20 protein-coding genes are annotated in these 23,087 nt (G+C 40.7%); 8 read left to right on the top strand and 12 right to left on the bottom strand.

All coding sequences use genetic code 11. The features are described from left to right. Positions 1-11: 11 nt before the first annotated feature. The 6 genes from B2R65_RS03870 to B2R65_RS03845 all read right to left on the bottom strand — a co-directional run bounded on the left by B2R65_RS03870 (position 12) and on the right by B2R65_RS03845 (position 9,334). Positions 12-1,427: an efflux transporter outer membrane subunit gene (locus B2R65_RS03870; RefSeq protein ID WP_286741252.1), complete on the bottom strand. Its 1,416-nt coding sequence runs from the start codon at positions 1,425-1,427 to the stop codon at positions 12-14. Next, complete coding sequence (locus B2R65_RS03865; protein WP_054981829.1) at positions 1,424-4,558, bottom strand: efflux RND transporter permease subunit; 3,135 nt, start codon at positions 4,556-4,558, stop codon at positions 1,424-1,426. The genes B2R65_RS03870 and B2R65_RS03865 overlap by 4 nt, the downstream gene beginning before the upstream one ends. A 12-nt stretch (positions 4,559-4,570) precedes the next feature. Continuing rightward, the gene (locus B2R65_RS03860) at positions 4,571-5,740 is read right to left on the bottom strand and encodes an efflux RND transporter periplasmic adaptor subunit (protein ID WP_054981828.1); all 1,170 of its coding nucleotides are present in this window, start codon (positions 5,738-5,740) and stop codon (positions 4,571-4,573) included. Between the two features lie 258 nt (positions 5,741-5,998). Next, positions 5,999-7,279 (bottom strand): polyamine export protein PaeA, encoded by a 1,281-nt coding sequence (gene paeA, locus B2R65_RS03855; protein WP_138684675.1) that lies wholly within the window; start codon positions 7,277-7,279, stop codon positions 5,999-6,001. A gap of 115 nt (positions 7,280-7,394) precedes the next feature. After that, on the bottom strand, positions 7,395-8,105 hold the full coding sequence (locus B2R65_RS03850; RefSeq protein WP_286741251.1) for a substrate-binding periplasmic protein: 711 nt from the start codon (positions 8,103-8,105) through the stop codon (positions 7,395-7,397). A gap of 119 nt (positions 8,106-8,224) precedes the next feature. Next, the gene (locus tag B2R65_RS03845; protein WP_024031934.1) at positions 8,225-9,334 is read right to left on the bottom strand and encodes an arginase family protein; all 1,110 of its coding nucleotides are present in this window, start codon (positions 9,332-9,334) and stop codon (positions 8,225-8,227) included. 435 nt (positions 9,335-9,769) lie between these two features. Here B2R65_RS03845 and udp point away from each other — a divergent pair, with 435 nt between their 5' ends. Further along, positions 9,770-10,525 (top strand): uridine phosphorylase, encoded by a 756-nt coding sequence (udp, locus tag B2R65_RS03840; RefSeq protein WP_286741248.1) that lies wholly within the window; start codon positions 9,770-9,772, stop codon positions 10,523-10,525. 81 nt (positions 10,526-10,606) lie between these two features. On the opposite strand, the gene cdd is transcribed toward udp, so the two are convergent. Then, the gene (gene cdd, locus B2R65_RS03835) at positions 10,607-11,533 is read right to left on the bottom strand and encodes a cytidine deaminase (RefSeq protein ID WP_248533169.1); all 927 of its coding nucleotides are present in this window, start codon (positions 11,531-11,533) and stop codon (positions 10,607-10,609) included. Between the two features lie 107 nt (positions 11,534-11,640). Further along, complete coding sequence (gene ppc, locus B2R65_RS03830; protein WP_286741246.1) at positions 11,641-14,286, bottom strand: phosphoenolpyruvate carboxylase; 2,646 nt, start codon at positions 14,284-14,286, stop codon at positions 11,641-11,643. Between the two features lie 120 nt (positions 14,287-14,406). Here ppc and B2R65_RS03825 point away from each other — a divergent pair, with 120 nt between their 5' ends. The 5 genes from B2R65_RS03825 (at position 14,407) to B2R65_RS03805 (ending at position 18,294) form a co-directional block, all read left to right on the top strand. Then, positions 14,407-14,805 (top strand): thiol-disulfide oxidoreductase DCC family protein, encoded by a 399-nt coding sequence (locus B2R65_RS03825; protein ID WP_024031936.1) that lies wholly within the window; start codon positions 14,407-14,409, stop codon positions 14,803-14,805. Beyond that, positions 14,802-15,524, top strand: coding sequence for an SDR family NAD(P)-dependent oxidoreductase (locus B2R65_RS03820; RefSeq protein ID WP_248461929.1), 723 nt, complete (start codon positions 14,802-14,804; stop codon positions 15,522-15,524). The genes B2R65_RS03825 and B2R65_RS03820 overlap by 4 nt, the downstream gene beginning before the upstream one ends. A gap of 9 nt (positions 15,525-15,533) precedes the next feature. After that, positions 15,534-16,145 (top strand): flavin reductase family protein, encoded by a 612-nt coding sequence (locus tag B2R65_RS03815; protein ID WP_004588763.1) that lies wholly within the window; start codon positions 15,534-15,536, stop codon positions 16,143-16,145. Positions 16,146-16,303: 158 nt separating this feature from the next. Continuing rightward, positions 16,304-17,524: a M24 family metallopeptidase gene (locus B2R65_RS03810; RefSeq protein ID WP_286741243.1), complete on the top strand. Its 1,221-nt coding sequence runs from the start codon at positions 16,304-16,306 to the stop codon at positions 17,522-17,524. A gap of 110 nt (positions 17,525-17,634) precedes the next feature. After that, on the top strand, positions 17,635-18,294 hold the full coding sequence (locus B2R65_RS03805; RefSeq protein WP_054981820.1) for a DsbA family oxidoreductase: 660 nt from the start codon (positions 17,635-17,637) through the stop codon (positions 18,292-18,294). A 56-nt stretch (positions 18,295-18,350) separates the two neighbouring features. Here B2R65_RS03805 and B2R65_RS03800 read toward each other — a convergent pair whose 3' ends face one another. Next, on the bottom strand, positions 18,351-19,208 hold the full coding sequence (locus tag B2R65_RS03800; protein ID WP_286741240.1) for an immunity 49 family protein: 858 nt from the start codon (positions 19,206-19,208) through the stop codon (positions 18,351-18,353). A 1,047-nt stretch (positions 19,209-20,255) separates the two neighbouring features. Between B2R65_RS03800 and B2R65_RS03795 the strand changes: the two genes are divergently transcribed. Continuing rightward, positions 20,256-20,987 (top strand): MauE/DoxX family redox-associated membrane protein, encoded by a 732-nt coding sequence (locus B2R65_RS03795; protein ID WP_286741238.1) that lies wholly within the window; start codon positions 20,256-20,258, stop codon positions 20,985-20,987. Positions 20,988-21,093: 106 nt separating this feature from the next. Next, entirely contained in the window at positions 21,094-21,438 is a 345-nt protein-coding gene (locus B2R65_RS03790) for a TonB family protein (RefSeq protein WP_029771693.1), read from the top strand. Positions 21,439-21,505: 67 nt separating this feature from the next. Here the strand turns inward: B2R65_RS03790 and B2R65_RS03785 are convergent, their stop codons facing one another. The 3 genes from B2R65_RS03785 to B2R65_RS03775 all read right to left on the bottom strand — a co-directional run bounded on the left by B2R65_RS03785 (position 21,506) and on the right by B2R65_RS03775 (position 22,958). Next, entirely contained in the window at positions 21,506-21,784 is a 279-nt protein-coding gene (locus B2R65_RS03785) for a peptidylprolyl isomerase (protein WP_004588770.1), read from the bottom strand. Positions 21,785-21,892: 108 nt separating this feature from the next. Then, positions 21,893-22,315, bottom strand: coding sequence for a hypothetical protein (locus B2R65_RS03780; protein WP_286741227.1), 423 nt, complete (start codon positions 22,313-22,315; stop codon positions 21,893-21,895). Between the two features lie 310 nt (positions 22,316-22,625). Next, complete coding sequence (locus tag B2R65_RS03775; RefSeq protein ID WP_286741225.1) at positions 22,626-22,958, bottom strand: DUF3592 domain-containing protein; 333 nt, start codon at positions 22,956-22,958, stop codon at positions 22,626-22,628. Positions 22,959-23,087 lie beyond the last annotated feature (129 nt).

Raw genomic sequence — 23,087 nt, 5'->3', positions numbered from 1 at the left:
CACCTTTCATTTTACTGCTCTTGCACAGGTGTTTTAGCTATATTCCAGCCGCCACCTAATGCTTTATACAAATTAATTTGGCTGGCAAGGTAAGCCTGCTGACCTGTTATTAACTGCTGTTGAGCCGAGTACCACGTACGCTGTGCATCAAGTACCTGTAGGTAGCTATCAGCGCCTTTTTCGTAACGCATTTTTGATAAATCGTACGTTAGCTGACGCGAACTAATTAACATATCGAGGGCATCAAGTTGCTCTTTGTAGCCTTCTCTATCTGCTAATGCATCGGCAGTTTCACGAAACGCATTTTGAATTTTTTGCTGGTACGTCGCCACCGCAATTTCTTGATCGGCCTTAGCCACATCAAGGTTTGCCTGGTTACGTCCCATAGTAAAAATTGGTAAGTTGATTGACGGTACAAAGCTCCACGTCCCTGAGCCTGAATCAAACAAGCCACTTAAATCGCTAGACGTACTGCCCGCAGTCGCGGTTAAGCTAATGCTTGGGTAAAACGCCGCACGCGCTATACCAATATTCGCGTTAGCGGCTAATAAAGCGTGCTCAGCGGCTTTAATATCAGGGCGCTGCGTTAATAAATCAGAGGGTAAACCAACAGGTACTTCTGGTAAATCCAGTAAATTAGTTAACGAGTTAGTCGGTAATAAATCACTCGATACAGGGCGCCCTACCAGTAAATCTAACGCGCTTTTATCACGTTTTAACAAGCGTTTATATGTTGCTATATCTACTTTTGCAGTGGCAACCGTACTTTTAAGCTGCTCAAGCGTAATTGCCGATGTAGCGCCTAAATCAAAGCTTTTTTGCGTAAGCGAGAGCGACTCCTGCTGCGAGCTTAATGTTTCTTTAGCAAGCTCTAATAGCTGTAAGTCAGTTGCGTAGTTTAACCAAGCATTAGCAAGCTCAGCAATGAGTGAAATTTGCGTGCTGTATTGCGTAAGCTCAGTGTTATAGAGGTTTTGCAGGGCTTGCTCAGACTGGTTACGTACCTTACCCCAAATATCTAATTCATAAGAGGTAATACCAACCGTTGCGCTGTACTGTGAGCTAATACCTGCTTCACCCGTACTGGTTAAATCAGCCGGTAAACGTTGGCGCGTAGCCCCACCATCAAAATCTAATGAAGGGTATAAACCCGAATCTTCAATTTGGTATAAACCGCGTACACGCTGCACATTTAATACTGCTATTTGCATATCTTTATTATGCTCAAGGCTTAAGCTAATCAAGGTTTGCAATTTTTCATCATTAAAAAATTGCTGCCAATGTAACTGCTGCGCTGCTGCTTGCTCAGTGTCAGATACATAAGTATCTGGCACTGGTAAACCAAGCTCTTTTTGCTCAGGGGCTAGTTGGCAGCCACTTAAAACAACTAATGTAATTGCGCTTAAAGTGAAGCGTTTAATGCTCATTGTGCGCTCTCCTTTTTATCGTCAGTGTTTTTCATTGGAAATACACGACGAACTAAAACAAAGAATAACGGCACAAATACCACCACTAAAATAGAAGAGGCAAGCGTACCACCTATAATCGAAATACCCAGTGCATTTTGCGCACCTGAACCGGCACTTGAGGCAATAGCAAGCGGTATAACACCACAAATAAAGGCCATTGAGGTCATTAATATTGGACGTAAGCGTAAGCGTACTGCTGCAATAGCCGCATCGACTAACCCTAGGCCTTCTTGCATTTTATGAATCGCAAATTCTACGATTAATATTGCATTTTTAGAGGCTAATCCTATGGTGGTTAATAAACCTACCTGAAGGTAAATATCATTAGATAAACCTGCCATTACCGCGGCAACTGTCGCACCAAATATACCTAATGGCACAATAAGCATAACCGCAAACGGTACGGACCAGCTTTCATAAAGCGCTGCTAAACATAAAAATACAAACAATAGCGATAAACCGTAAAGTAACGGGGCTTGGCCACTGCTAGAGCGCTCTTGAAACGAAATACCCGTCCACTCAGAGGCAATTCCATTAGGAAGTTGTTTAACTAAGCGCTCCATTTCATCCATTGCTTGGCCAGTACTGTAACCTGGTGCAGCAGTACCTTGAATTTCCATTGCTGAAAAGCCGTTATAACGCTCAAGACGTGGTGAACCATAGGTCCAATACGAACTTGCAAAGGCTGAAAATGGCACCATATCGCCGCTGTCATTACGTACATACCACTTGTTTAAATCCTCTGGCACCATACGTCCTTGCGCTTCACCTTGTAGGTAGACCTTTTTAACGCGGCCACGGTCAATAAAGTCATTAACGTAACTACTACCCCACGCAGTTGATAGCGTGCTGTTAATATCAGCCTGAGACACACCCAGTGCTTGTGCTTTAGCAAGGTCAACATCAAGTTGCAGCTCGGGCATATCTTCTTGTCCGTTAGGGCGTACACCCGCCAAAATTGGGCTTTGACTCGCTAAACCAAGTAATTGATTACGCGCTGCTAATAAAGCATCGTGGCCAAGTCCAACCCTGTCTTGTAAGAAAATATTAAAACCATTTGCAGTACCTAGCTCAACAATGGCTGGCGGCGGGAAAGCAAACACAAACGCTTCTTTAATCGTTGAGAAATAGCCCATTGCTTTACCTGCCACACCTTGCACAGATAAATCATCACGTTCGCGCTCATCCCAATGCTTAAAGTTTACAAACCCTATTGCTGAGTTTTGACCAGAACCTGCAAAGCTAAATCCGGTTACCGTAAAAATACCGTTAACAGCTTCAGATTGATCGTTTAAATAGTGGTTTTCTACTTTTTTAACCACTTCTAATGTTTCTTCGGTAGTTGAGCCTGCAGGCAGTGAAACCTGGTTAAACAAAATACCTTGGTCTTCATCAGGTAAAAACGCTGTAGGTAGGCTTGAAAAGATATACACCATGCCCGCAACAATAAGGCCATAACATAAAAGGTAGCGCTTAGATAAGCGGATCATACGGCTTACAAAACTTTGCGCGCCGGCATTTGTTTTATCAAACCCGCGGTTAAAACCACTGAAAAAACGGCCAAACATCGAGCTATTATCATGCACGTGGCTAGGCTTTAAAAGCGTGGCACACAATGCAGGTGTTAAAATAAGTGCTACTAATACCGATAGCCCCATTGCTGATACCAGCGTAATAGAAAACTGACGATAAATAACACCGGTAGACCCACTAAAGAACGCCATCGGAATAAATACAGCCGACAGCACCATGGCAATACCCACTAGCGCGCCTTTAATTTCATCCATCGATTTACGTGTTGCTTCAAGCGCAGAGAGTTTTTCTTCACTCATTACACGCTCAACGTTTTCTACTACAACAATCGCATCATCAACCAGTAGACCTATGGCAAGTACCATCGCAAACATGGTTAATGTATTTATTGAATAGCCAAACGCGTACAAAATACCAAAAGTACCTAACAACACCACAGGTACAGCTATAGTTGGAATAAGCGTAGCGCGGAAGTTTTGTAAAAACAGATACATAACAACAAATACCAGCACAACTGCTTCTATCAATGTATGCACTACTTTTTCAATCGATAACGAAACAAACGGAGTAGTATCATAAGGAACAACAACATCTAAGCCTTCAGGAAAAAACGCTTTTAACTCTTCAATAGCAGCTTTTACACCTTCTGCGGTATCGAGTGCATTTGCCCCACTGGCAAGCTTAATACCTAAGCCCGATGCTGGTTGTCCATCGTAACGCGCTACAACACGATAGCTTTCACCACCAAGCTCTACACGGGCTACATCTTCAAGGCGTACAAACGAGCCATCGGCGTTTGCCTTAACTATAATGTCTTCAAACTCTTTTGCTGTTTGTAAACGGCTTTGTGCAGTAACGGTAGCATTAAGTTGCTGACCTTCAACCGCAGGCATGCCGCCTAATTGTCCAGCAGACACTTGGGCGTTTTGAGCACTGATTGATGCACTAATATCAGCAGGGGTTAACTTGTAGTTTTGCAGCTTAGCTGGGTCTAACCAAATACGCATAGCATACTGAGAACCAAACAGCTGAACCTCACCTACCCCTTCAACACGCGAAACAATATCTTGAACATTAGATGACACATAATCACCAATATCGATATTCGTCATGCTGCCATCTTTTGATACAAAACCCAGTACCATTAAAAAGTTACGTGCAGACTTAGCCACCGATACACCTTGCCTTTGCACTTCTTCAGGTAGCAAAGGGGTGGCTGTGGCTAACTTGTTTTGCACTTGTACCTGTGCAATATCCGGGTCAGTTTCGGCGCTAAATGAAAGCGTAAGGGTTGCTGAACCACTCGACTCAGAAGTCGATGACATATATAGCAAACCATCAAGGCCTTTCATTTTTTGCTCAATAACTTGGGTAACCGTATCCTCTAGGGTACGTGCTGATGCGCCCGGGTATGTTGCAGTAATACTAATTGCCGGCGGGGCAATTGACGGGTACTGAGCTATTGGTAAACTTTGAATAGCTAAAACACCTGCAAGCATAACCACGATAGCAAGTACCCATGCGAAGATGGGTCTGTCGATAAAAAATCGTGACATTAAAACTCTCCGTTATTGCGCTTTGTCAGCTGTTGCTGATGGTGAAACTTCAGTCGGTGTTACCGGCGCTCCAGGGCGAATTTTTTGTAATCCTTCAATAATCACTTTATCGCCATCGCTTAGCCCGTCGGTTACTAACCAGTTTGAACCAATCGTTCTGTCTACTTTTAAAACGCGGCTTTCAACGGTGTTTTCTTTGCTAACAACCATGGCTGTTGGCTCGCCTTTTGTATTACGGCTAACCCCACGTTGCGGCACTAAAATAGCGTCTTGTTTTACGCCCTCAACCACTGAGGCACGTGCATACATACCCGGTAATAATAACTTATCAGGATTTGGGAATTTAGCGCGTAAGGTAACCGACCCTGTGCTTGGGTCTACTGTCACTTCAGAGAACTGTAACGTGCCTTTAAGTGGGTAAGTTGAGCCATCTTCCATTTGCAGTTCAACATCTGTTTGCGATTGTGAATCAACGCTCAATGAACCTGAAGAAATAGCTTTTTTAAGTTGAGTTAGCTCGTTGCTAGATTGGGTTAAATCAACATAAATAGGGTCAAGCTGGGTCACTGTTGCCAGTGCTGTTGTTTGATTAGCGCTAACAAGCGCACCAACAGTAACGCTCGATTTACTAATTTGGCCACTGATTGGAGAAGATACATGGCTGTAATCTAGGTTAATTTGCGCCGATTTAAGCTGTGCTTTTGCCGTTAATAGCTCTGCTTGCGCTTGCTTTTGCGCTGCATCTGCTTCGTCAAAGTCTTGCTGACTTACGGCTTTAATTTTTAAAAGCTCGCTATAACGCGACGCTTTTGATTTAGTGCTGGCAATACTTGCCTCAGCGCGGGCCACAGCTGCTTCGCTTGCTGCTAGGTCAGCTTCAAACGTAGCGGGGTCAATTTGATAAAGCGCTTGGCCTTGCTTAACTTGAGCACCTTCTTTAAATAAACGCGATTGCACAATGCCACTTACTTGCGGGCGGATTTCCGCAATTTGAAAAGCACTAATGCGACCGGGAAGCTCCTTTTTTAGTGTAAGCGCTTGGCTTTTTAATGTAATTACACCAACAGGTACTGCTTGTGGAGCTGAAGCTTGTTGCGAGTCAGCTGCTTGGTCGCAACCTGTTAAAGCAACAGATCCAACGAGGGCTGTTAATACAAATAAAGCGATGCGAGAACGCTGCATGTTAAATACCTTTTAGTCTATTTATGTCTAGAGTGAACGATCATTCTAAAGTAAATCTAAACGAGAATAAATTAAAACGGGTGCAAATTTACACTAACTTACAGTTGCAAAATTAAACTACGCCATAGGTTGTAGAGGGTGTTAATTTGATGAAAAATAAAACGGACAAGTATGAAAAATAAACTTTATTGCGGTGCGTTATTTATTAACCTGCAACAAAAAAGCCAAGCTAAGCTTGGCTTTAATACAAATTTATAACTATTTACTTATACGAGACACTAATAATTGCTCCACCCTTATCCCCTCAACATCAACCACCTCAAATTTAAAGCCATTAAAGGTAAAGTGCTCAGCACGTTTAGGTATACGCTTCATTGTGTATATTAAAAAGCCAGCCACGGTTTCAAAGTGCATTTGATCTGGAAACTCTTCGATGTCTAATACTTTTGCTAAATCAGAAATCGGGGTTAAGCCATCCACTAACCATGAGTGCTCATCGCGGGCAATAATAAGTTCATCGCCTTGGTGGGTAATTAAATCTCCCATAAACCCTTTCATTAAATCTTTTACGGTAACAATACCGACTAACAAGGCATATTCATTTACTACCACAGCAAACGGTTTTGCAGCACTTTTAAACGCATTTAGCGCTTCAGACAGGCTTAGGGTTTCAGGTAAATAAAACACGTCTGTTTCAATCAGCTCTTGCTTAATATTAGCTGGCTCACCTTTTAGTACTTGTCGTAGTATATCTTTTGACTCAACAGAGCCGCGTAATTTATCTAAATTACCCGAGACCACTAAAAAATGATTATGGGGGTTTTCAATAATTTTGGTGGCTATATCGTGACTGCTTTCATTTAAGTCAAAATAAACTATTTGGTCGCGTGGGGTCATTACGCTTGATAAAAAGCGTGCTTCTAGTTCAAACACATTGCCAATTAGCTCATACTCTTGTTGTTGTAAGCTGCCGTATTCTGCGCCCGCATCCATCATCGCCACAATGTCTTCGGTGGTAACAATATCTTCCCGCTCTGCGGGTACTTTAAATAAACGCAGTACAAAATTAGTTAAACCATTAAAAAACATTACTAATGGCGTAAGTGCAAAAGTAACCCATCGCATTATTGTTACCACACGCACAGCCACCGCTTCAGGCATAATCATCGCTAAACGCTTTGGCATTAAATCAGCAAATAATATAAACAGCGAGGTAATGGTAAAAAACGAAAATAAAAAACTAATTTTTTCAAGGTGTACACCTTGATAAAAAAGCACCAAGATACTTTGTACATAAGGCGATAGCGCTTGTTCGCCCACTATTCCGCCTAAAATAGCAATCGCGTTTAGGGCAATTTGGATCATCGCAAAAAACGCCCCAGGGTTTTCTTGCAGTTTTAATACCGCGGCCGCGTTATCACTGCCTTCATCGGCCATTACCCGCAGTTTAATTTTACGCGACGCTGCAATAGCAATTTCCGACATGGCAAACAACGCACTGATCAAGATCAATAAGCTAATCCCGATTAAATCACCCATTTAACGCTCCAAAAAGTTAGCGCTTTTTCAATAAAAAGCAGCTGATTATAGACGCTTTTTTAAACGCGGCAATTTATATTTATGCTTTTACAGGATTAATTAATAAGCCATTGAATTAGCGTTGTTTATTTTGCTTTTTTGCTTCATCGAATGCCAGCGAAAGTCTATCTTGTAGGCTTTGCGGCATGTTTTTATTACAGGCAAAGTAAAGGGGGGAGTGTTGTGTATTGAGCGTAAATATAGGCTCTAATAATTTAAGCTTTGGCTCAAACTGTGCGCGGTAGTTAAATTGTTTTTTACTTAAAATAACAAAGTCGAGAATATCGTGCCGTGTGCTTATTAATTTATCTATTTTGTCTAAGCTATCAATTATCAATAAGTTGTTAGCTTCACTAAAGCCACGTTCTAGCAAATAATGGTGGCTAAAATTATCCCTAAGCACCGCTGTTTTATATTTTTTAGCGTCGTTAAGCGTTTTTAAGCGAATGTTACGTGATTTAAGGGCATAAATAGCAGAGTCAAAACTTTCAAGCTCAGCCACCCAGCTAAACTTATCTTCTCGCTTAGGTAACCTTACAATAGAAAATATACAGGTATTCGTATCTCTTAATACTGCGTTATAAGACACAGCCCAACTGTGCGCTAACATAGTGTATTTAATATCTGTATTGGCGAGCGCGTTTCTCACTTTATCTACAGAGCGCCCTGCAAGTTGGTTGTTTTCGTCAATGTATTGAAAGTCGGGGAATACTTCGGTCACTATTGTAATTTCAGCTGCATTAAGCCTTATGCATGCAAAACACAACAAAAATAAGTACAGCTTCATTTAGCTTCGCCTCAAAACTAAAACAGATATACACCAACTATAGCCGAGGGTAACCGAACCGCTAGTTTTTAACCTAGCCCTATACGCTGATAGGACTAGATTTTTTAAAGACTAACTTGCTATTTATTCATTGCACTAATTAAGAACGCTGAAATTTTAGCGCCTTCACGTAATGTTGTTTCTGAACTTGCTTGGCCTACTAATGAGCTGTCGGTAAATGGCGCTATTTCCATCATGTCGGCGCCAGTAATTGGAAACTCATCGGCAATAGCTTGTAAAATATCCAGTGCATGTTGCGGGGTTAAGCCGTTATCTTCTGGTGTGCCCGTTGCTGAGGCAAATTCGGCATCGAGTGCATCTATGTCAAAGCTTACATATACTTCATCTACGTTATCGGCTTTAAGCTGCGCAATGGTTTCATCTGCAACCGCTTTTGCACCACGTTCTATAATTTCATTAGCCCAATGTTGTTTTACACCAAAGGTGCTTTCCCAGTGCGATTTAGGTTTACCGCTTGAGCGAATACCAAACTGGATTAAATGATGCGGTGCAGGTAAAAACTCTAATATATGCGTACACCAGGAGCCAAAACATAAATCGATGCCTAAGCGCTCTACTAATAAATCGGTATGCGCATCAAAATGAATAATAGCGGTACGTTTGCCTTGCTCGCGCTTAGCTTTTAAATACGCTTTAGTTAGCGGGTAGCTAATTGAGTGATCGCCCCCAATACCAAATATGCCTTTATCTTTAAATGTGGCGTAAAAGCTGTCACACACATCTTCGGTAATAGAAAGCGGGCTTACGTAGTAATCATCGTTTTTATCGCCGTATAGGGCTTTTTGGCAGTTTGAAATTGTGGCGTCGTTTAAGTATTTATCATGTAATAAATGCGGTATAACACGCACATCACCTAAGTCGAAAGAGCGGCACTGGGTTTGCTGATCAATCAAGGCTGAGCGTAAGAATAATGGCCCCCAGTTTGCCCCACGTAAAATACCGCCGCCACAATCTGAGCTAATACCTAACATAACTGCTTTGTGAGGAGATTCGGGTAATTGTGTTAAAGAATCACGCCACAAAACATCAACATTTTCGCTTTGCCCATACAATTTATTACGTAATGCCGCTTTACGCTCTTTCGCGGTATTAACTGTAAATACACCATCGCCAGGTGCACATAAACAGTGCTCTACTTTACGTTTAAACGCGTCAAATTGTGTGCTCATAATAAATCCTATACTTGTGTGTTTTATTCATGTGGTTTTGATTAGTTATGCAAAAACTAAAATTATCGGCCTATTTGCAAATAACGCGTAATGCGCTCACTTATTGCTCAAGCGTTATTTACACGCTTATTTAAAAGCCGTTAAAATAAAGCCGAAATCAAACCGTAACTATTTGTTATTAAATAACTAAAAACGCTTCAAACCACGTATTGATAAATTTAAATTATCACCATAATCAATACATATAGACTCTCAATAAACAAGTCAACCACCCGCCTTTTAACGAACTTTAAGGCTTTGATTTAATATTCAATGTGAATGAATAAAGCCATCATTTATAAGTATTTTTCAACATCGGACATACGTCCTGTACTTAGTTTACATTTGCCGTAATGATGCTAGATTGACAACAAATTTTTATAAAAAGGCTTAGTTATGGAAAAGGTATTTCACTTAGGATTATGTATTGACGATTTAAAAGGGGCTGAACTTGCTATTGTCCCTGGTGACCCAGATCGTGCTGCACGCATTTCTCAATTCCTAGACAACCCAACCTGCCTTGCTCAAACACGTGAGTTTCATGTTTATTTAGGCCAGTTAAATGGTCACTCTGTGGTGATTTGTTCAACCGGTATTGGCGGCCCTTCAACCTCTATTGCTGTAGAGGAGCTGGCACAGCTTGGCGTACGTACTTTCTTACGCATTGGTACTACTGGGGCAATTCAGCCACATATTAATGAAGGTGATATTTTAGTAAGCCAAGCGTCTGTGCGTTTAGATGGCGCAAGCCAACACTTTGCACCACTTAGCTACCCTGCGGTATCTGACTTTTTTGCCACTCAAGCTATGGTGCAAGCGTGTAAAAACCTAGATATCGACTTCCACATTGGTATTACTGCCTCAAGCGATACATTCTACCCAGGGCAAGAGCGTTACGATACGCACTCGGGTTATGTACCTAAGTCATTACAAGGTAGCTGTGAAGAGTGGCAAAACCTAGGCGTGATGAACTACGAAATGGAGTCTGCTACCTTATTTACCATGTGTGCAGCGCTAGGCCTTAAAGCGGCGTGTGTTGCCGGTGTATTGGTTAACCGAACTCGCCAAGAAATTCCAAATGTTGATCACGGTGAAATTGAGAAAAAATCAGTGTCTGTGGTATTAGAAGCTGCAAAAGTACTATTAGGCTAATGCCTTTTTAGCGCTTTAATAAAACGCATAAAGCACAGCAATTGCTGTGCTTTATTGTTTTTAGCTTACCCTGAACTCTGGTTACCTTAGCTTTGCGCTAATCACTTCTATTTCTGGCAAATTGCTAAAGCTTGCAAGTACCGCACGTGCTACTCCCCCTTGGTTTTCATGACCTTGGGTTTCTAACAGTGTAATTGCTTTAATCGTTTTATCGTTAAAGCTAAGACCCGCTAAAAACAATTGACTAAGCGCACTTTGAAGTGGCGAAAGGCTTGGGCTGTAAGCCGCGTTTTCTGCGTAACTGCCGTAAAAGTCACCATTATTAAAGGTGCTTATTTTAACTGCGCTAAAGTTGTTACTATAAGGTACGTAGGCCATTAGCGCCATGGCTGCTAGTTTTTCATCAAGGGCTGTATCTGCAAATGTGTGTTGCTGCTGTTTTGGGTTAAACAGGCTAAAATCGTTGCCTAAATCAGTGGGGCCAAATGAATGCGGTAATAAATCAGCTAATTTAAAGTGCTGATCTGGTAGTAAAATATCAAACTCTTTTGCATCAGCCATTTCGTTCATAAACTGCCTGCAATAGCCACATGGGGCATCGCTAATTGCTATTTTTAGTATTTTTTTTGCGCCATTTAACCACGCATTGTTAATCGCCGACTGCTCTGCATGCACGACTAAACTAAGCGCTTGGTGATCAAACTCGACATTAGCACCAAAATAAAAATTTATATCACCTTGCTCATCAAGAGCTTTAACAATAGCTCCCACATGAAAATGAGAAACAGGAGCCACCGAAAATTCAGACGCTAGAGGCACTAAACCTTGTAATAACGCGTCATCAGATACATTAAGTTGCGCGCATAATTGGCTAATATCGTTAGGATGTAAAATACCGCGCTGGGCTTTTAATTGGCTGCGTAATGCTTGAGTTTGCGTAACGCTTAGTGAGATATGTGAATTTGTGAGTGCTGTGTCTTGTTGCACAGTAAAAGTTGCTGATGCCATAACATATTATAATTATTTAATGGCTAAGTAGTTTAAAAGGTTAGGCGCCTAAATGCCAGCAAAAAAAGGGAGCACACTGTGCTCCCCTGTTTTTTAGTTAAAGTAGACTAACCAGTATTGCGCATACCTGCAGCAATACCTGTCATAGTGATCATTAATGCATTATCAATATCACCTTCACTTACTTTATCGCTTGAGCGCGAACGGCGCAGCAGCTCAACTTGCAGTACATTAAGCGGATCGGTGTACGGATTACGCAGCGCAATCGACTCTTTTATCCATGGTTGATCTGCCAATAAGCTATTTTGTGGGCTAAGCGATTGCACTAAGCTAATTGCTTCTTCTAGCTCTTTACGTAACGAGATACCTAATGGTTTGTACATATCTTCCACCAGCGCGTTATCGTAATGCTCACTTAACCAGCTATCGGCTTTACTAAATACCATTTCTAGCATTTCAAGACGTGCTCTGAAAAATGGCCATTTCAGGCTCATTTCGTGCAGTGTTTCTATGCCGTATTTATCAAGTGCCGCTTTTAAGCCTGTTAATGCACCAAGCCATGCAGGTAACATTAAACGGTTTTGGCTCCATGCAAAAATCCATGGAATAGCACGTAAGCTCTCAACCCCACCATTTGGGTTACGTTTCGCAGGACGCGAGCCCAATGGTAATTTAGACAGCTCTAGCTCAGGCGTTGCCATTCTAAAGTAAGGAACAAAGTTTTCATCATGGCGAACCACATTACGGTAGTGCTCGCACGACTGCTCGCTTATCAACTTCATCACTTCACGCCATTCTTGCTTAGGCTCTGGCGGTGGTAATAAGTTACTTTGCAGTACGGCACCCGCGTAAATGTTTAAACTTTGCAGTGCTACATCGGGTAAACCAAACTTAAAGCGGATCATTTCGCCTTGCTCAGTTACTCGCAAGCCACCTTTTAATGAACCAGGCGGTTGTGAATGCAATGCTTGTGCAGCAGGTGCCCCACCGCGCCCTACCGTACCACCACGACCATGGAATAAAACAAGTTCAATACCGCGCTTATCGGCAAGCTGCACTAGTTTATCCATTGCTTCGTACTGTGCCCAGCCTGCGGCCATCATGCCGGCATCTTTAGCTGAATCAGAATAACCAATCATGACATTTTGGGTATTTTTAATATGCCCGCGGTACCAAACGTTATCAAGCAACGTGGTAATTACATCACTACCAGCGTTTAAATCGTCAAGCGTTTCAAACAAAGGCGCTACTGGTAAATCAAACTGACAGCCACTTTCTTTTAAAAGCAGTTGTACAGCTAAAATGTCAGAGGCGGTACGCGCCATTGAAATAATATACAAGCCAAATGTTTTTTCATCTTGCTTAGCTATTACATCAAAGGTGTCGAGCACTTCTTGCACCTCTGAACTTGGTTGCCAGTTTTTAGGAATAAGCGGGCGGCGTGAGTTAAGCTCGGTAAGCAAAAATGCTTGTTTGTCTTGCTCTTGCCATTGGTTGTAATCGCCTAAGCCTAGGTGGCGTGTAAGCTCAGAAAACACATCGCTGTGGCGGTCTGAATCTTGGCGTACATCAAGTTTTGCCAAACGCAGGCCAAAGCTATTTATACGGTGCAGTAAATCAAGTAATAAACCATCGGCGACAACTTTCATGTTGCACTTTAATAAAGAGCGATAGCACACCTCTACTGGGTGCTTGATTTGATTTATATCAGTGATTAAGTCTTCTGAATCGCTGCGCTTATTCTTAATTTTTGCACCTAAATGAACCACTGTTTCAGAGACTTGGTTTTTAAGCTTTTTAAGTACAGCGCGATAAGGTTCAAAGTCTTGTCCTGCCAGCTCAATTAGCTCATCGCTTGCATCTGACATGCTCAGCTCTGCGCTTAGCGTGTTAATATCACGGCTGTATAAATCAAGCGCCATCCAACGACCATGGTCAAGTACTTGCTGTGTTACCTGTGCGGTTACAAATGGGTTACCGTCACGGTCTCCGCCCATCCAAGAGGTAAACTCAATGGGGCTGTAATCAATCGGAAGCTCTAAACTTAAATGCTCTTTAACTTGATCTGAAAACTCACGTAAAAAACGTGGCACAGCATGCCATAAGCTGTTTTCAATAACAGCGTATCCCCATTTAGCTTCATCAACTGGGCTTGGGCGAGAACGACGAATATCATCGGTGTGCCATGCTTGGCTGATAAGCTGAGCGATACGGTTTAAAATAGCTTCACGCTCTTGTGGTAAATTGTCTTTGCGCTCAAGCGAGGCTAAACAATCACTTAATTCTACGTGCTTATTAATAATTGTACGGCGCGTCACCTCGGTTGGGTGAGCGGTTAATACTAAGTTTATGTGGAGTTTTGAGAGTGTTTCGGCCAGATGATTACTATCTAATTGGCCTTCTTTTGCTTTTGCAGTTAACGTTTTTAATGTTTGAGTGAGAGGGTTTAGTTGGCAAAAACCAACATCATTAAAACGCGAAACAGTGTGGAACTGCTCTGCTACATTAGCTAAATTTAAAAAATGATTAAATGAACGGGCAACCGGTAAAAGCTCTTCATCACTAAGCGCATGTAGTACCTCAATTAGCGCTTGTCTGTCGTCTTCATTACCACTGCGAGATGACTTTGATAAAGCACGAATTTCCTCTACTTTATCTAAAATCGCTTGGCCTTGGGCATCTTTAATAGTTTGTCCTAGTAGCTGCCCAAGTAAATTAACATTACCTCGCAAGGCGGCATATTGTTCACTCATTTCTCAGTCTCCTTTGTTTCATGGAATGCTATTAATATCATCATGAGCGCAGATTTAATAGATCCATTTGCAATGGTGAATCGTAATTAGCTATATGTAAATTATTAGAAAACGGCTTTTATGATCATTTTTTACGACGCCAGCTGCCCGCTTTGCAATACCGAAATGCAGCACCTTAAAGATGCTGATACTAAACATAAAATTGTTTTAGAAGACCTTAATAGCCACGATTTTAGCGCACGTTATCCAAGTGTTAATAAAAACAAGGCCATGGCTATATTGCATGCACAGTTACCAACTGGGGAGATGATTTACGGCTTAGATGTTACTTATCAAGCGTGGAAAACAGTAGGCAAATACCGCTGGTTGAAAATTTTTCGCTTGCCAATAATTCGCTACTTCGCTGATGCCGCCTATATGTTTTTTGCAAAACACAGACAAAAAATAAGCCGTTTGCTCATGCCAAACGCCTCCTGTTTAAACGGCCAATGCACTGTTAATACAAAGGACAAACAATGAAAACAATTGTTTTATTTGGTGCCAGCAGCGCAATAGCACAAGCTTATATTGAGCACCTACAAATAAATGCACCCACAGTGCAAGTTATATGTGTTAGCTCAAAAAAGGCAGATACAAATAGTAATGTTGTTTACATAAAGAGCGATTACACAGCGCAAAGCTTAGCCAAGGTTACAACTTACTTAAAAGAGCAAAATGCCGATATTCAACAAGTCGTTATGTTTAATGGCACATTGCACAATAAAAACCACATGCCAGAAAAAAAGCTAGAAGAGCTAAACGCAGACTATTTTAATGAATTATTTAATTCCAACACACTCACTCCCTTACTGTGCTTGCAGAGCATTTTACCGCTGTTAACACATAAAACGCAGTGCACTATAACGGCGCTCAGTGCGCGTGTGGGCAGTATTAACGATAATAAATTAGGTGGTTGGTATACATACCGCGCATCTAAAGCGGCCTTAAACATGCTATTTAAAACCGCAGCGGTAGAACTGGCGCGCCGAGCTAAAAATACTAAACTGGTGTTATTTCATCCGGGCACTACCGATACTGCGCTTTCAAAACCATTTCAAAAAAACGTACCTGCGGATAAGCTTTTTAGCGCTGAATTTGTAGCTAAACAGCTTTTTACATTTACGTTTAATAACCCTCATTTAGAACTTAACGGTGAGCCCGCCTATTTAGATTGGCAAGGCGAAGCCATACCCTGGTAAGGACCTTTAATGCATTTTACTAAAGAGCGCATAAACGCACTTGAAAAACACACTCGTACTCATTTAATTAATTCACTTTCGGGTTTTAAAAGCGCCAACTTAATTGGCACGCAAGACAAGCAAGGCAATACAAATGTAGCTATTGTTAGCTCGGTTATTCATTTAGGGGCTCACCCGCCATTAGTTGGCATGATAATGCGCCCTAATAGCGTGCCTCGACATACGTTTGAAAACATCATAGAAACCGGCTGTTACACCATTAACCAAGTTAATAAGGCCATATATAAGCAAGCTCATCAAACATCAGCTCGCTACGATAAAGGCGAGTCAGAGTTTGACGCGACAGGTTTAACGCCAGAATACCTAAATGAATTTACAGCCCCGTTTGTGCAAGAGTCGCGATTAAAATACTCTGTAAAATACGTTGAGCACCAACACTTAGCCGTTAATGGCACCGAGCTGGTTATAGGTGAAATTACCGATGTGTATTTAGATGAAGCGGCGCTGCAAAGTGATGGCTTTTTAGATTTACAAGCCATTGAAACAGTGGCTGTAACAGGGCTTGATAGTTACCACACTAGCAATAAATTATCGCGTTTACCTTACGCTAAAAAACCTTAGCATGCATGTTGTCGCATAATATTGAATTATGCTTTTACATTAAACACAATGCCTAACACCAATCTGCTTATTGGGGCTTTTTAACATTTTAGTGAAATTTAATTTGTTAAATTGCTCAAGAATTTATGCAGCTTGGTATTGAAACCAAGGAGACTTTTATGGCCACACTAGGCGTTGGTACACACACAAGCGAGCAAGCATTAGCGGGATTAAGCAACATGACCGCCGATGTAACCCCTATTCAAACAGATGAATATTTACAGCGCATTGCAAAAGCACAAGCTTATATGCAAGCAAATAATATTGATGCAATTTATTTAAATGCAGGTACAAACCTCACTTACTTCACAGGTATGAAATGGTATGCAAGTGAGCGCATGGTTGGCGCCATTTTACCCGCTATAGGCGATGTACAATACATAGCCCCTTATTTTGAAATTGGCACCCTAAACGGCTTTAAAGTGATTGAAGGCCCCATTCATGGATGGCAAGAACACGAAAGTCCATATGCGTTATTTGTAAGTGTACTCAAGCAGCTCAACATTAATGACAATGCCACAATAGGCATTGATGAAAGTGCCCAATTTTTTATATTCGACGGTATTAACAAAGCGCAAAAAGGCCTAAATATAGTTAATGCACAGAGCGTTACTGCACATTGCCGCATGCATAAGTCGGTAAACGAATTAGCGCTTATGCAATGCGCAATGGATATGACTTTAGCTGTACATCAAGCAACTGCAAGCATGCTTTACGAAGGTATTACCACCACAGAGGTAGAAGCCTTCATTAAAAAAGCGCATCAAAAAGTAGGTGCCCCCGGTAACTATTTTTGTATTGTTTTATTTGGTGTGGCGACCTCATTTCCACATGGCGTTAAAGATGCGCAAGTGCTTAAAAAAGGCGATATGGTATTAATAGATACCGGTTGCAAAGTGCATGATTACCTTTCAGATATAACCCGCACCTATGTATTTGGTGAGCCAACAGTGCGCCAGCGCATGTTTTGGGATCATGAAAAAGCAGCGCAACTCGCCGCCTTTAGTGCTGCAAAAATTGGCGCTACGTGTGAAGCAGTTGATGCCGGCGCTCGTCACTATTTAGCGGCTCAAGGATTGGGGCCACAGTACCAAACACCGGGCTGCCCGCATCGTACGGGCCATGGTATTGGCTTAGATATTCACGAATGGCCTTATTTAGTCGGTGGAGACAAAACCCCACTTGCACCTGGCATGTGTTTTAGTAACGAGCCAATGCTAGTAATACCTGATGAATTTGGTGTACGTTTGGAGGATCACTTTTATATGACCGACAACGGCCCGCATTGGTTTACACAACCAAGTTATAGTATTGACGACCCGTTTGGGCTGAACGCTTAAACCCTTTATAAAGAGCAGCAATTAGCTGCTCTTTTTAGTTTGAGGATTGATAATGCATACTTCATCCCAATATCGTTTGTTATACCAAAGCAATCCGCAAAAGGATGAATATGAAAAACTTTAAAATTGATATCGTGTCAGACGTAATGTGCCCATGGTGCGTAATAGGTTACAAAAACCTAGAAACAGCGCTTGGCCAACTTAAAGACGAGATGAGTGCAGATATTACGTGGCATCCTTTTGAGCTAAATCCTGACATGCCGCTTGAAGGTCAAAATTTAAATGAGCACCTAATGCAAAAGTACAACCTAAGCGAAGAGCAAGGCGATGAAAATCGTAAAAACATGTTCGAAGCAGGCCAGCGTGCCGGGTTTACCTTTAATTTTGATGGTGAGCGCATCATGATCAACAGCTTTGATTTACACCGCCTACTTACTTGGGCTCGTGAAGAAGATAAGCAAACCGAATTAAAGCTTGCCATGTTTGAAGCACACTTCACCGATTTAAAATACTTAAATCAAGAAGAGGCACTGCTTGATGTAGTAGAAAGTGTTGGCCTTGATAAAGAACAGGCGCGTAGTATTTTACACTCAGATAAATACGTTCAAACAGTACGCCAAGAGCAAGACCGCTTTAAGCAACTCGGTATTACTTCAGTCCCTACATTTATTATCAACGATAAATATGCAATCAGTGGCGGACAACCAAGCGACTCATTTATTCAAGCACTAAAACAAATTAGTGAAGAAGAGGCTAAGCAAGAAGTTTAGTTAGCTAGCAAAATTAAAGGCTGCAATATGCAGCCTCGTAGCCAAACAAGGCTAATTTAAGCATTTTCAAACTCTTTATAAATTAGCCACTTTGGCAGGTAAGGGGTGTCGGGCACTTGCCAACCATGTTTATCATAGGCAAGGCTAGCCACTGCGCTTATTAGCAGAGCTACATCGCCTGCCCACGTAACTGCGCCCTCAGGTGGGTCATTGTAAAATGTAAAATGTAATTCAATAGCCTTGTAGATTGCCCGTTTATAATGAGCTTCATCGTTTGATAAAAGCGCTACCCACACATCCAAATAAGGCAAGAAAAGCATGTTCACATAAGGCGCTCTAAATTCATCAACATGCTCAGGGCCTGATTTTTCCATTACCTCGCGTAATAACACTGTTTGGTCTGCGTCTTGTACAAATATATTTCGCACAAAATTTAGGAGTGCGAAGTCAAGGACGTCAGGGTACTCAAGCCAATTTTCTTCGCATCGACAGATTAGTTCAGTCGCATCAGCATCTCTTAAACACAGGGCTAAACTTAATTGCAGTAACCAATCATCAACCATGATCAAGCGATGTTCAGAATGACCTTCTAAGCGAAATACGTGACCTTTTAAAGTAAAAATATGGCGCTGCCCAGGGTTTGACACTAAATTATAATGCGCATGCAATAAGTCTAGGCCAAAGCGCATAATAGGCACGCCCTCAAGCCTTTTTTCTGCATTTTGTGCATGAAAGCTTAGACTTATACAATCCATTGCGTCAGAGTTTAACCGTGCCTGCGGCTCCTCATAAATCGCGGGCTCTAGCTCGAGATAACGCTGCCACCTATTGTTATAAGTATCTAAATGAATATGAAAGGCATTTTGCAAGTTCACTAATTTATAGTGGTCATTGTGGTATTTTAATTGGCTCATAACTTGATACTTCCAATGGTGTAATTTGTCACGTCAAACGTTGGTTTTAAACTACTGCCAGTTTGAAACTTCTGTTGCACTTTACGAAATTCAATGTTAACAGAATAACTATCAAATGCTTGCAAAGTGTTGCTCAAGGCTTGTGTAAATAGGGTGGTCAGGCCTTTCTTTTTGACACTATTTTACTTACACGAGAATAGTGCAATTGAAAATAGTCACCAATCTCTTTCAAAGTGTCTTGTCCTGAAATCTGTTTACACATTTCAGGACAAGACAAATTTAAAACTAAATAAGGCTGCACATTTTAGCCCTATTGGTTCTCAACTGGAATATGCAAATATTCGCCGCTGTAGTTGATTAAGCAATCCTTACTAGCGCAGTAATAGAGCGCCCCTGACTTGAGTATTTCCTCCTCAGTATTTTTAATTATTAACGCGCAGCGATGCGTATTTTCGAAAGTCTTAATCGATATTTCTAAAAAGCCTATGAGGGGTTTATTATTTATTGTTACCTGCTCTGTTATTAAGTTTATTTTAATAACCCTAACCAATCGAAAATATTTATAAACTATATACAAACTGGCTAAGCAGCTAAATGGCAGTATCATCTCCCCCCTGCAACTTTGTTAAAGCCACCTTCGTATGTTGGTAAATGAGTGAATAGACTAGTAAGCTCCCCTAACGCTAAAACGAGCCCTGCTAATATAGCGATAGCTCCTATCCCTACACCTTTAGATTTTATTAACGTGACTGTATTTTTCATAATAATAGGTAGTTGATATTGCTTATGGTTAATTTCTAATATAGGAACACATCTACTATTTGTTCCTTTGCCACAATTAACATTATACGAATAGATTTTTACACTGGCATTATAAGTGCATTATTAGCAAAGAAAATTATTACATGCTCTGTGAGATAATTTTGTGCGAATGATAGGTAAAAATTACATTTATTTAGACCCTTTTTTCTAAGCGACCAACAATGTTGAAACCTACATTTGTACTGTCTGCACAAATAAATTAACTATTTAAAGTAAGGAGTACACATGGCTAAGTCAGCAACATTATATAGAATGGCAACCGATGAACATATATGTCCGTTTGGTTTAAAATCTAAAGATCTACTTAAACGAAAAGGTTATGAGCTTGATGATAATCTATTAACCTCTCGCGAAGAAACCGATGCATTTAAAAATAAGCACGATGTAAAAACAACGCCGCAAACCTTTATAGACAACGAACGCATAGGTGGCTACGATGAGCTACGTAGTTATTTTAACAAATCTGAAGCAGGCCAACAGGGGACAACTTATACTCCCGTAACGGCCATTTTTGCTGTTACACTATTGCTTGCCTTTGCATTTAGCTACTCGACTGGCTTTGCACTTTTTTCTATGCATACAGTTATGCTGTTTGTCGCGTTAACAATGGGCGTACTGGCTATTCAAAAATTACGCGACTTATACAGCTTTAGTAATTCTTTTATAACCTATGATTTATTTGCGATGAAAGTAGTGAGATATGCTTATGTGTATCCATTTTTAGAAGCATTTGTAAGTATTGGCATGATTGCAGGGCTTTCAGCTTATATTGTTGCACCAATTTCTTTATTTATTGGGGGTGTTGGCGCCGTGTCGGTGATTAAGGCTGTTTACATAGACAAACGAGAGCTTAAATGTGCCTGTGTTGGCGGAGATAGTAATGTACCGCTGGGGTTTGTCTCTCTGACCGAAAACCTGTTTATGATTGCGGCGGGTATCTGGATGTTTATTAAATAACCTTAATTCAGGTTAAATAATGGGCTTGATAACTAAGCGGATTATTTTACATGACTGGTATTTTAGTGTAAAAAAGGGGACTAACTAAATAATAAAAGGAATTAAAATGAAATACTTACTGTCTATAATTGCCGCTCTAATCATTACTGGCTGTACTACAACTCCACTTCAAGACAGTCCTACCGCAACAGTAAAATCAACAGTTCCCCCTAAATACCCTGTTGCAGAGGTACGTAACAAAACAGAAGGTTTTGTTACCATGTCTTATGATGTAGATAGTTATGGGCGCCCAAATAATATTAAAGTTATTAACGCTAAACCTGAACAAGTGTTTAATAGCGAAGCCAAACGTGCCCTATCTAAATGGCAATACTCACCTAAAGTTGTTAATGGTGTTGCTGTACCTGATAAAAACTTAGAAATGACAATTGAGTTTAATTTGGATAATTAATAATCGGGTAAGGTTATATCTTAAAGGCTGCAGTGTGCAGCCTTTTTAGTATTTGACAGCGAGCTTATTAAGTACGATAAAGCACTTTAATTACATGCCAGCCAAATTTAGTTTTAACTAAATGTGGCTCTAAAATAGCGCCATTAAAGGCTATTTTGTCAAACTGCGGAACCATTTGCCCGCGTCTAAATTCGCCAAGGTCACCGCCTTTTTTACCTGATGGGCACGACGAGTATTTTTTAGCTAAGGTTTGAAATTTGGCACCTTTACCTAATTGCTTAATAATGTCTTCTGCTATTTCTTTGTGTTTAACCAATATGTGGAGTGCGTGCGCTGTACTTGCCATTTCAAAGCCCTGATAATTTAAAACGCGGCGATTTTAGCACAGCCACCTAAACCTAGCATCTACTTATAGCTGACCAGTCAAATAATTGGCGTCACCCAATAGCACGCTTTAATTCACAAAACCTGATATTTGGTCTAAACAGCTATATTCAGGGGCCGAGAGCGGGCTTAACCTAGTTACTTTTCTAATTCGTGGTGCTTTACTTTTTTCATGACTGGCAATAAATCCCTCCACTAAAAGCATTCTATTGCTACAACGCTTAACAACCCCCTCAGTTACATCACCGTAAAATGGGAATACTAAGTATTGCTTTGACATTTTTTCTAGAGCTGCACGATCTTCATAAAAACTAAGGTGCCCATAATGTCCAACTAAGCACACTTTAGTTCCAACCAAATCATTTTGATTCTTAAACAGTGGACCCCATGATACTTTTTTACATTCTATACTTTCCTGTAAGGGAACTGCTTTTACAGAAAAGACCACAACCATTAAAACTAACAATCTAGACATAGATATAAATTTTTTCATATTTGGATTCTATTAACTTTCCGGGAGGATTGCTCTATAACGCATCCGTACACTCTAAACTGCGAGGCCAAAAAATATCATAACCTATTGATTTGTATTAGTTAACACCTCAATATTAGCAGCAACCAACCAAAGGCAATAAGAAAAACCTAACCCAATTAATTTTCTGCTTCTGCTAAGAGCCTTTTTAAAATCAGTTTTTTAATAACGTTCTTAAATTCACAACTGAGAAAAATACCATAGCTATACACACAAACAACAAAAGATAAATACCGTAGCCTACACCAACCATTAGGTAGGATTTACTAGGCTACTGAGGATTATAATAAACATTAACTTTATCCCTCGTTTGATATTTTTTAAGTTGTAAATCTCGCTCCGCTCTATCAAGCATAGAGTTGACGTTTGATACTCGATTTCCAACAAATAGCTTTTCATCAACCATATAAGAGTATTCAACTTCTAAAATATAGCGCTCTTGGTTATGTTGTATACGTAGTCCATTACTAGAAATAACAGTACCCTCAACCATAGGCCAACTTTTCGTAGTCTGACCTTCTGAAACAACGGTTACTAAATAAGCACTCCAAGCGAGTGAAGTTAAAAGCATTACAACAAAAAAAACTCTACTTTTATTAAACATATCAACACCTGATTTTTTTGGGACTGCGCAATATATTTGTTTATGGAGACAATGATTCAATACGGGGTTTTGCGCCCATCCCCTCGAAATTAACCTTAGTCTAAATTTTTAAGCTTTTTTCTAACTCTA

The sequence above is a fragment of the Pseudoalteromonas sp. UBA2102 genome (genome assembly GCF_002331165.1).
Taxonomy (GTDB): domain Bacteria; phylum Pseudomonadota; class Gammaproteobacteria; order Enterobacterales; family Alteromonadaceae; genus Pseudoalteromonas; species Pseudoalteromonas atlantica.
Note: the sequence above shows the minus strand (reverse complement) of the source record. Positions and strands in the feature narration are given on the sequence as shown.

Excerpts from the sequence above, each read along its gene's own strand:
- B2R65_RS03870 (WP_286741252.1), bottom strand. The coding sequence starts at position 1,427 with ATGAGCATTAAACGCTTCACTTTAAGCGCAATTACATTAGTTGTTTTA.
- B2R65_RS03865 (WP_054981829.1), bottom strand. The coding sequence starts at position 4,558 with ATGTCACGATTTTTTATCGACAGACCCATCTTCGCATGGGTACTTGCT.
- B2R65_RS03860 (WP_054981828.1), bottom strand. The coding sequence starts at position 5,740 with ATGCAGCGTTCTCGCATCGCTTTATTTGTATTAACAGCCCTCGTTGGA.
- paeA (WP_138684675.1), bottom strand. The coding sequence starts at position 7,279 with ATGGGTGATTTAATCGGGATTAGCTTATTGATCTTGATCAGTGCGTTG.
- B2R65_RS03850 (WP_286741251.1), bottom strand. The coding sequence starts at position 8,105 with ATGAAGCTGTACTTATTTTTGTTGTGTTTTGCATGCATAAGGCTTAAT.
- B2R65_RS03845 (WP_024031934.1), bottom strand. The coding sequence starts at position 9,334 with ATGAGCACACAATTTGACGCGTTTAAACGTAAAGTAGAGCACTGTTTA.
- udp (WP_286741248.1), top strand. The coding sequence starts at position 9,770 with ATGGAAAAGGTATTTCACTTAGGATTATGTATTGACGATTTAAAAGGG.
- cdd (WP_248533169.1), bottom strand. The coding sequence starts at position 11,533 with ATGGCATCAGCAACTTTTACTGTGCAACAAGACACAGCACTCACAAAT.
- ppc (WP_286741246.1), bottom strand. The coding sequence starts at position 14,286 with ATGAGTGAACAATATGCCGCCTTGCGAGGTAATGTTAATTTACTTGGG.
- B2R65_RS03825 (WP_024031936.1), top strand. The coding sequence starts at position 14,407 with ATGATCATTTTTTACGACGCCAGCTGCCCGCTTTGCAATACCGAAATG.
- B2R65_RS03820 (WP_248461929.1), top strand. The coding sequence starts at position 14,802 with ATGAAAACAATTGTTTTATTTGGTGCCAGCAGCGCAATAGCACAAGCT.
- B2R65_RS03815 (WP_004588763.1), top strand. The coding sequence starts at position 15,534 with ATGCATTTTACTAAAGAGCGCATAAACGCACTTGAAAAACACACTCGT.
- B2R65_RS03810 (WP_286741243.1), top strand. The coding sequence starts at position 16,304 with ATGGCCACACTAGGCGTTGGTACACACACAAGCGAGCAAGCATTAGCG.
- B2R65_RS03805 (WP_054981820.1), top strand. The coding sequence starts at position 17,635 with ATGAAAAACTTTAAAATTGATATCGTGTCAGACGTAATGTGCCCATGG.
- B2R65_RS03800 (WP_286741240.1), bottom strand. The coding sequence starts at position 19,208 with ATGAGCCAATTAAAATACCACAATGACCACTATAAATTAGTGAACTTG.
- B2R65_RS03795 (WP_286741238.1), top strand. The coding sequence starts at position 20,256 with ATGGCTAAGTCAGCAACATTATATAGAATGGCAACCGATGAACATATA.
- B2R65_RS03790 (WP_029771693.1), top strand. The coding sequence starts at position 21,094 with ATGAAATACTTACTGTCTATAATTGCCGCTCTAATCATTACTGGCTGT.
- B2R65_RS03785 (WP_004588770.1), bottom strand. The coding sequence starts at position 21,784 with ATGGCAAGTACAGCGCACGCACTCCACATATTGGTTAAACACAAAGAA.
- B2R65_RS03780 (WP_286741227.1), bottom strand. The coding sequence starts at position 22,315 with ATGAAAAAATTTATATCTATGTCTAGATTGTTAGTTTTAATGGTTGTG.
- B2R65_RS03775 (WP_286741225.1), bottom strand. The coding sequence starts at position 22,958 with ATGTTTAATAAAAGTAGAGTTTTTTTTGTTGTAATGCTTTTAACTTCA.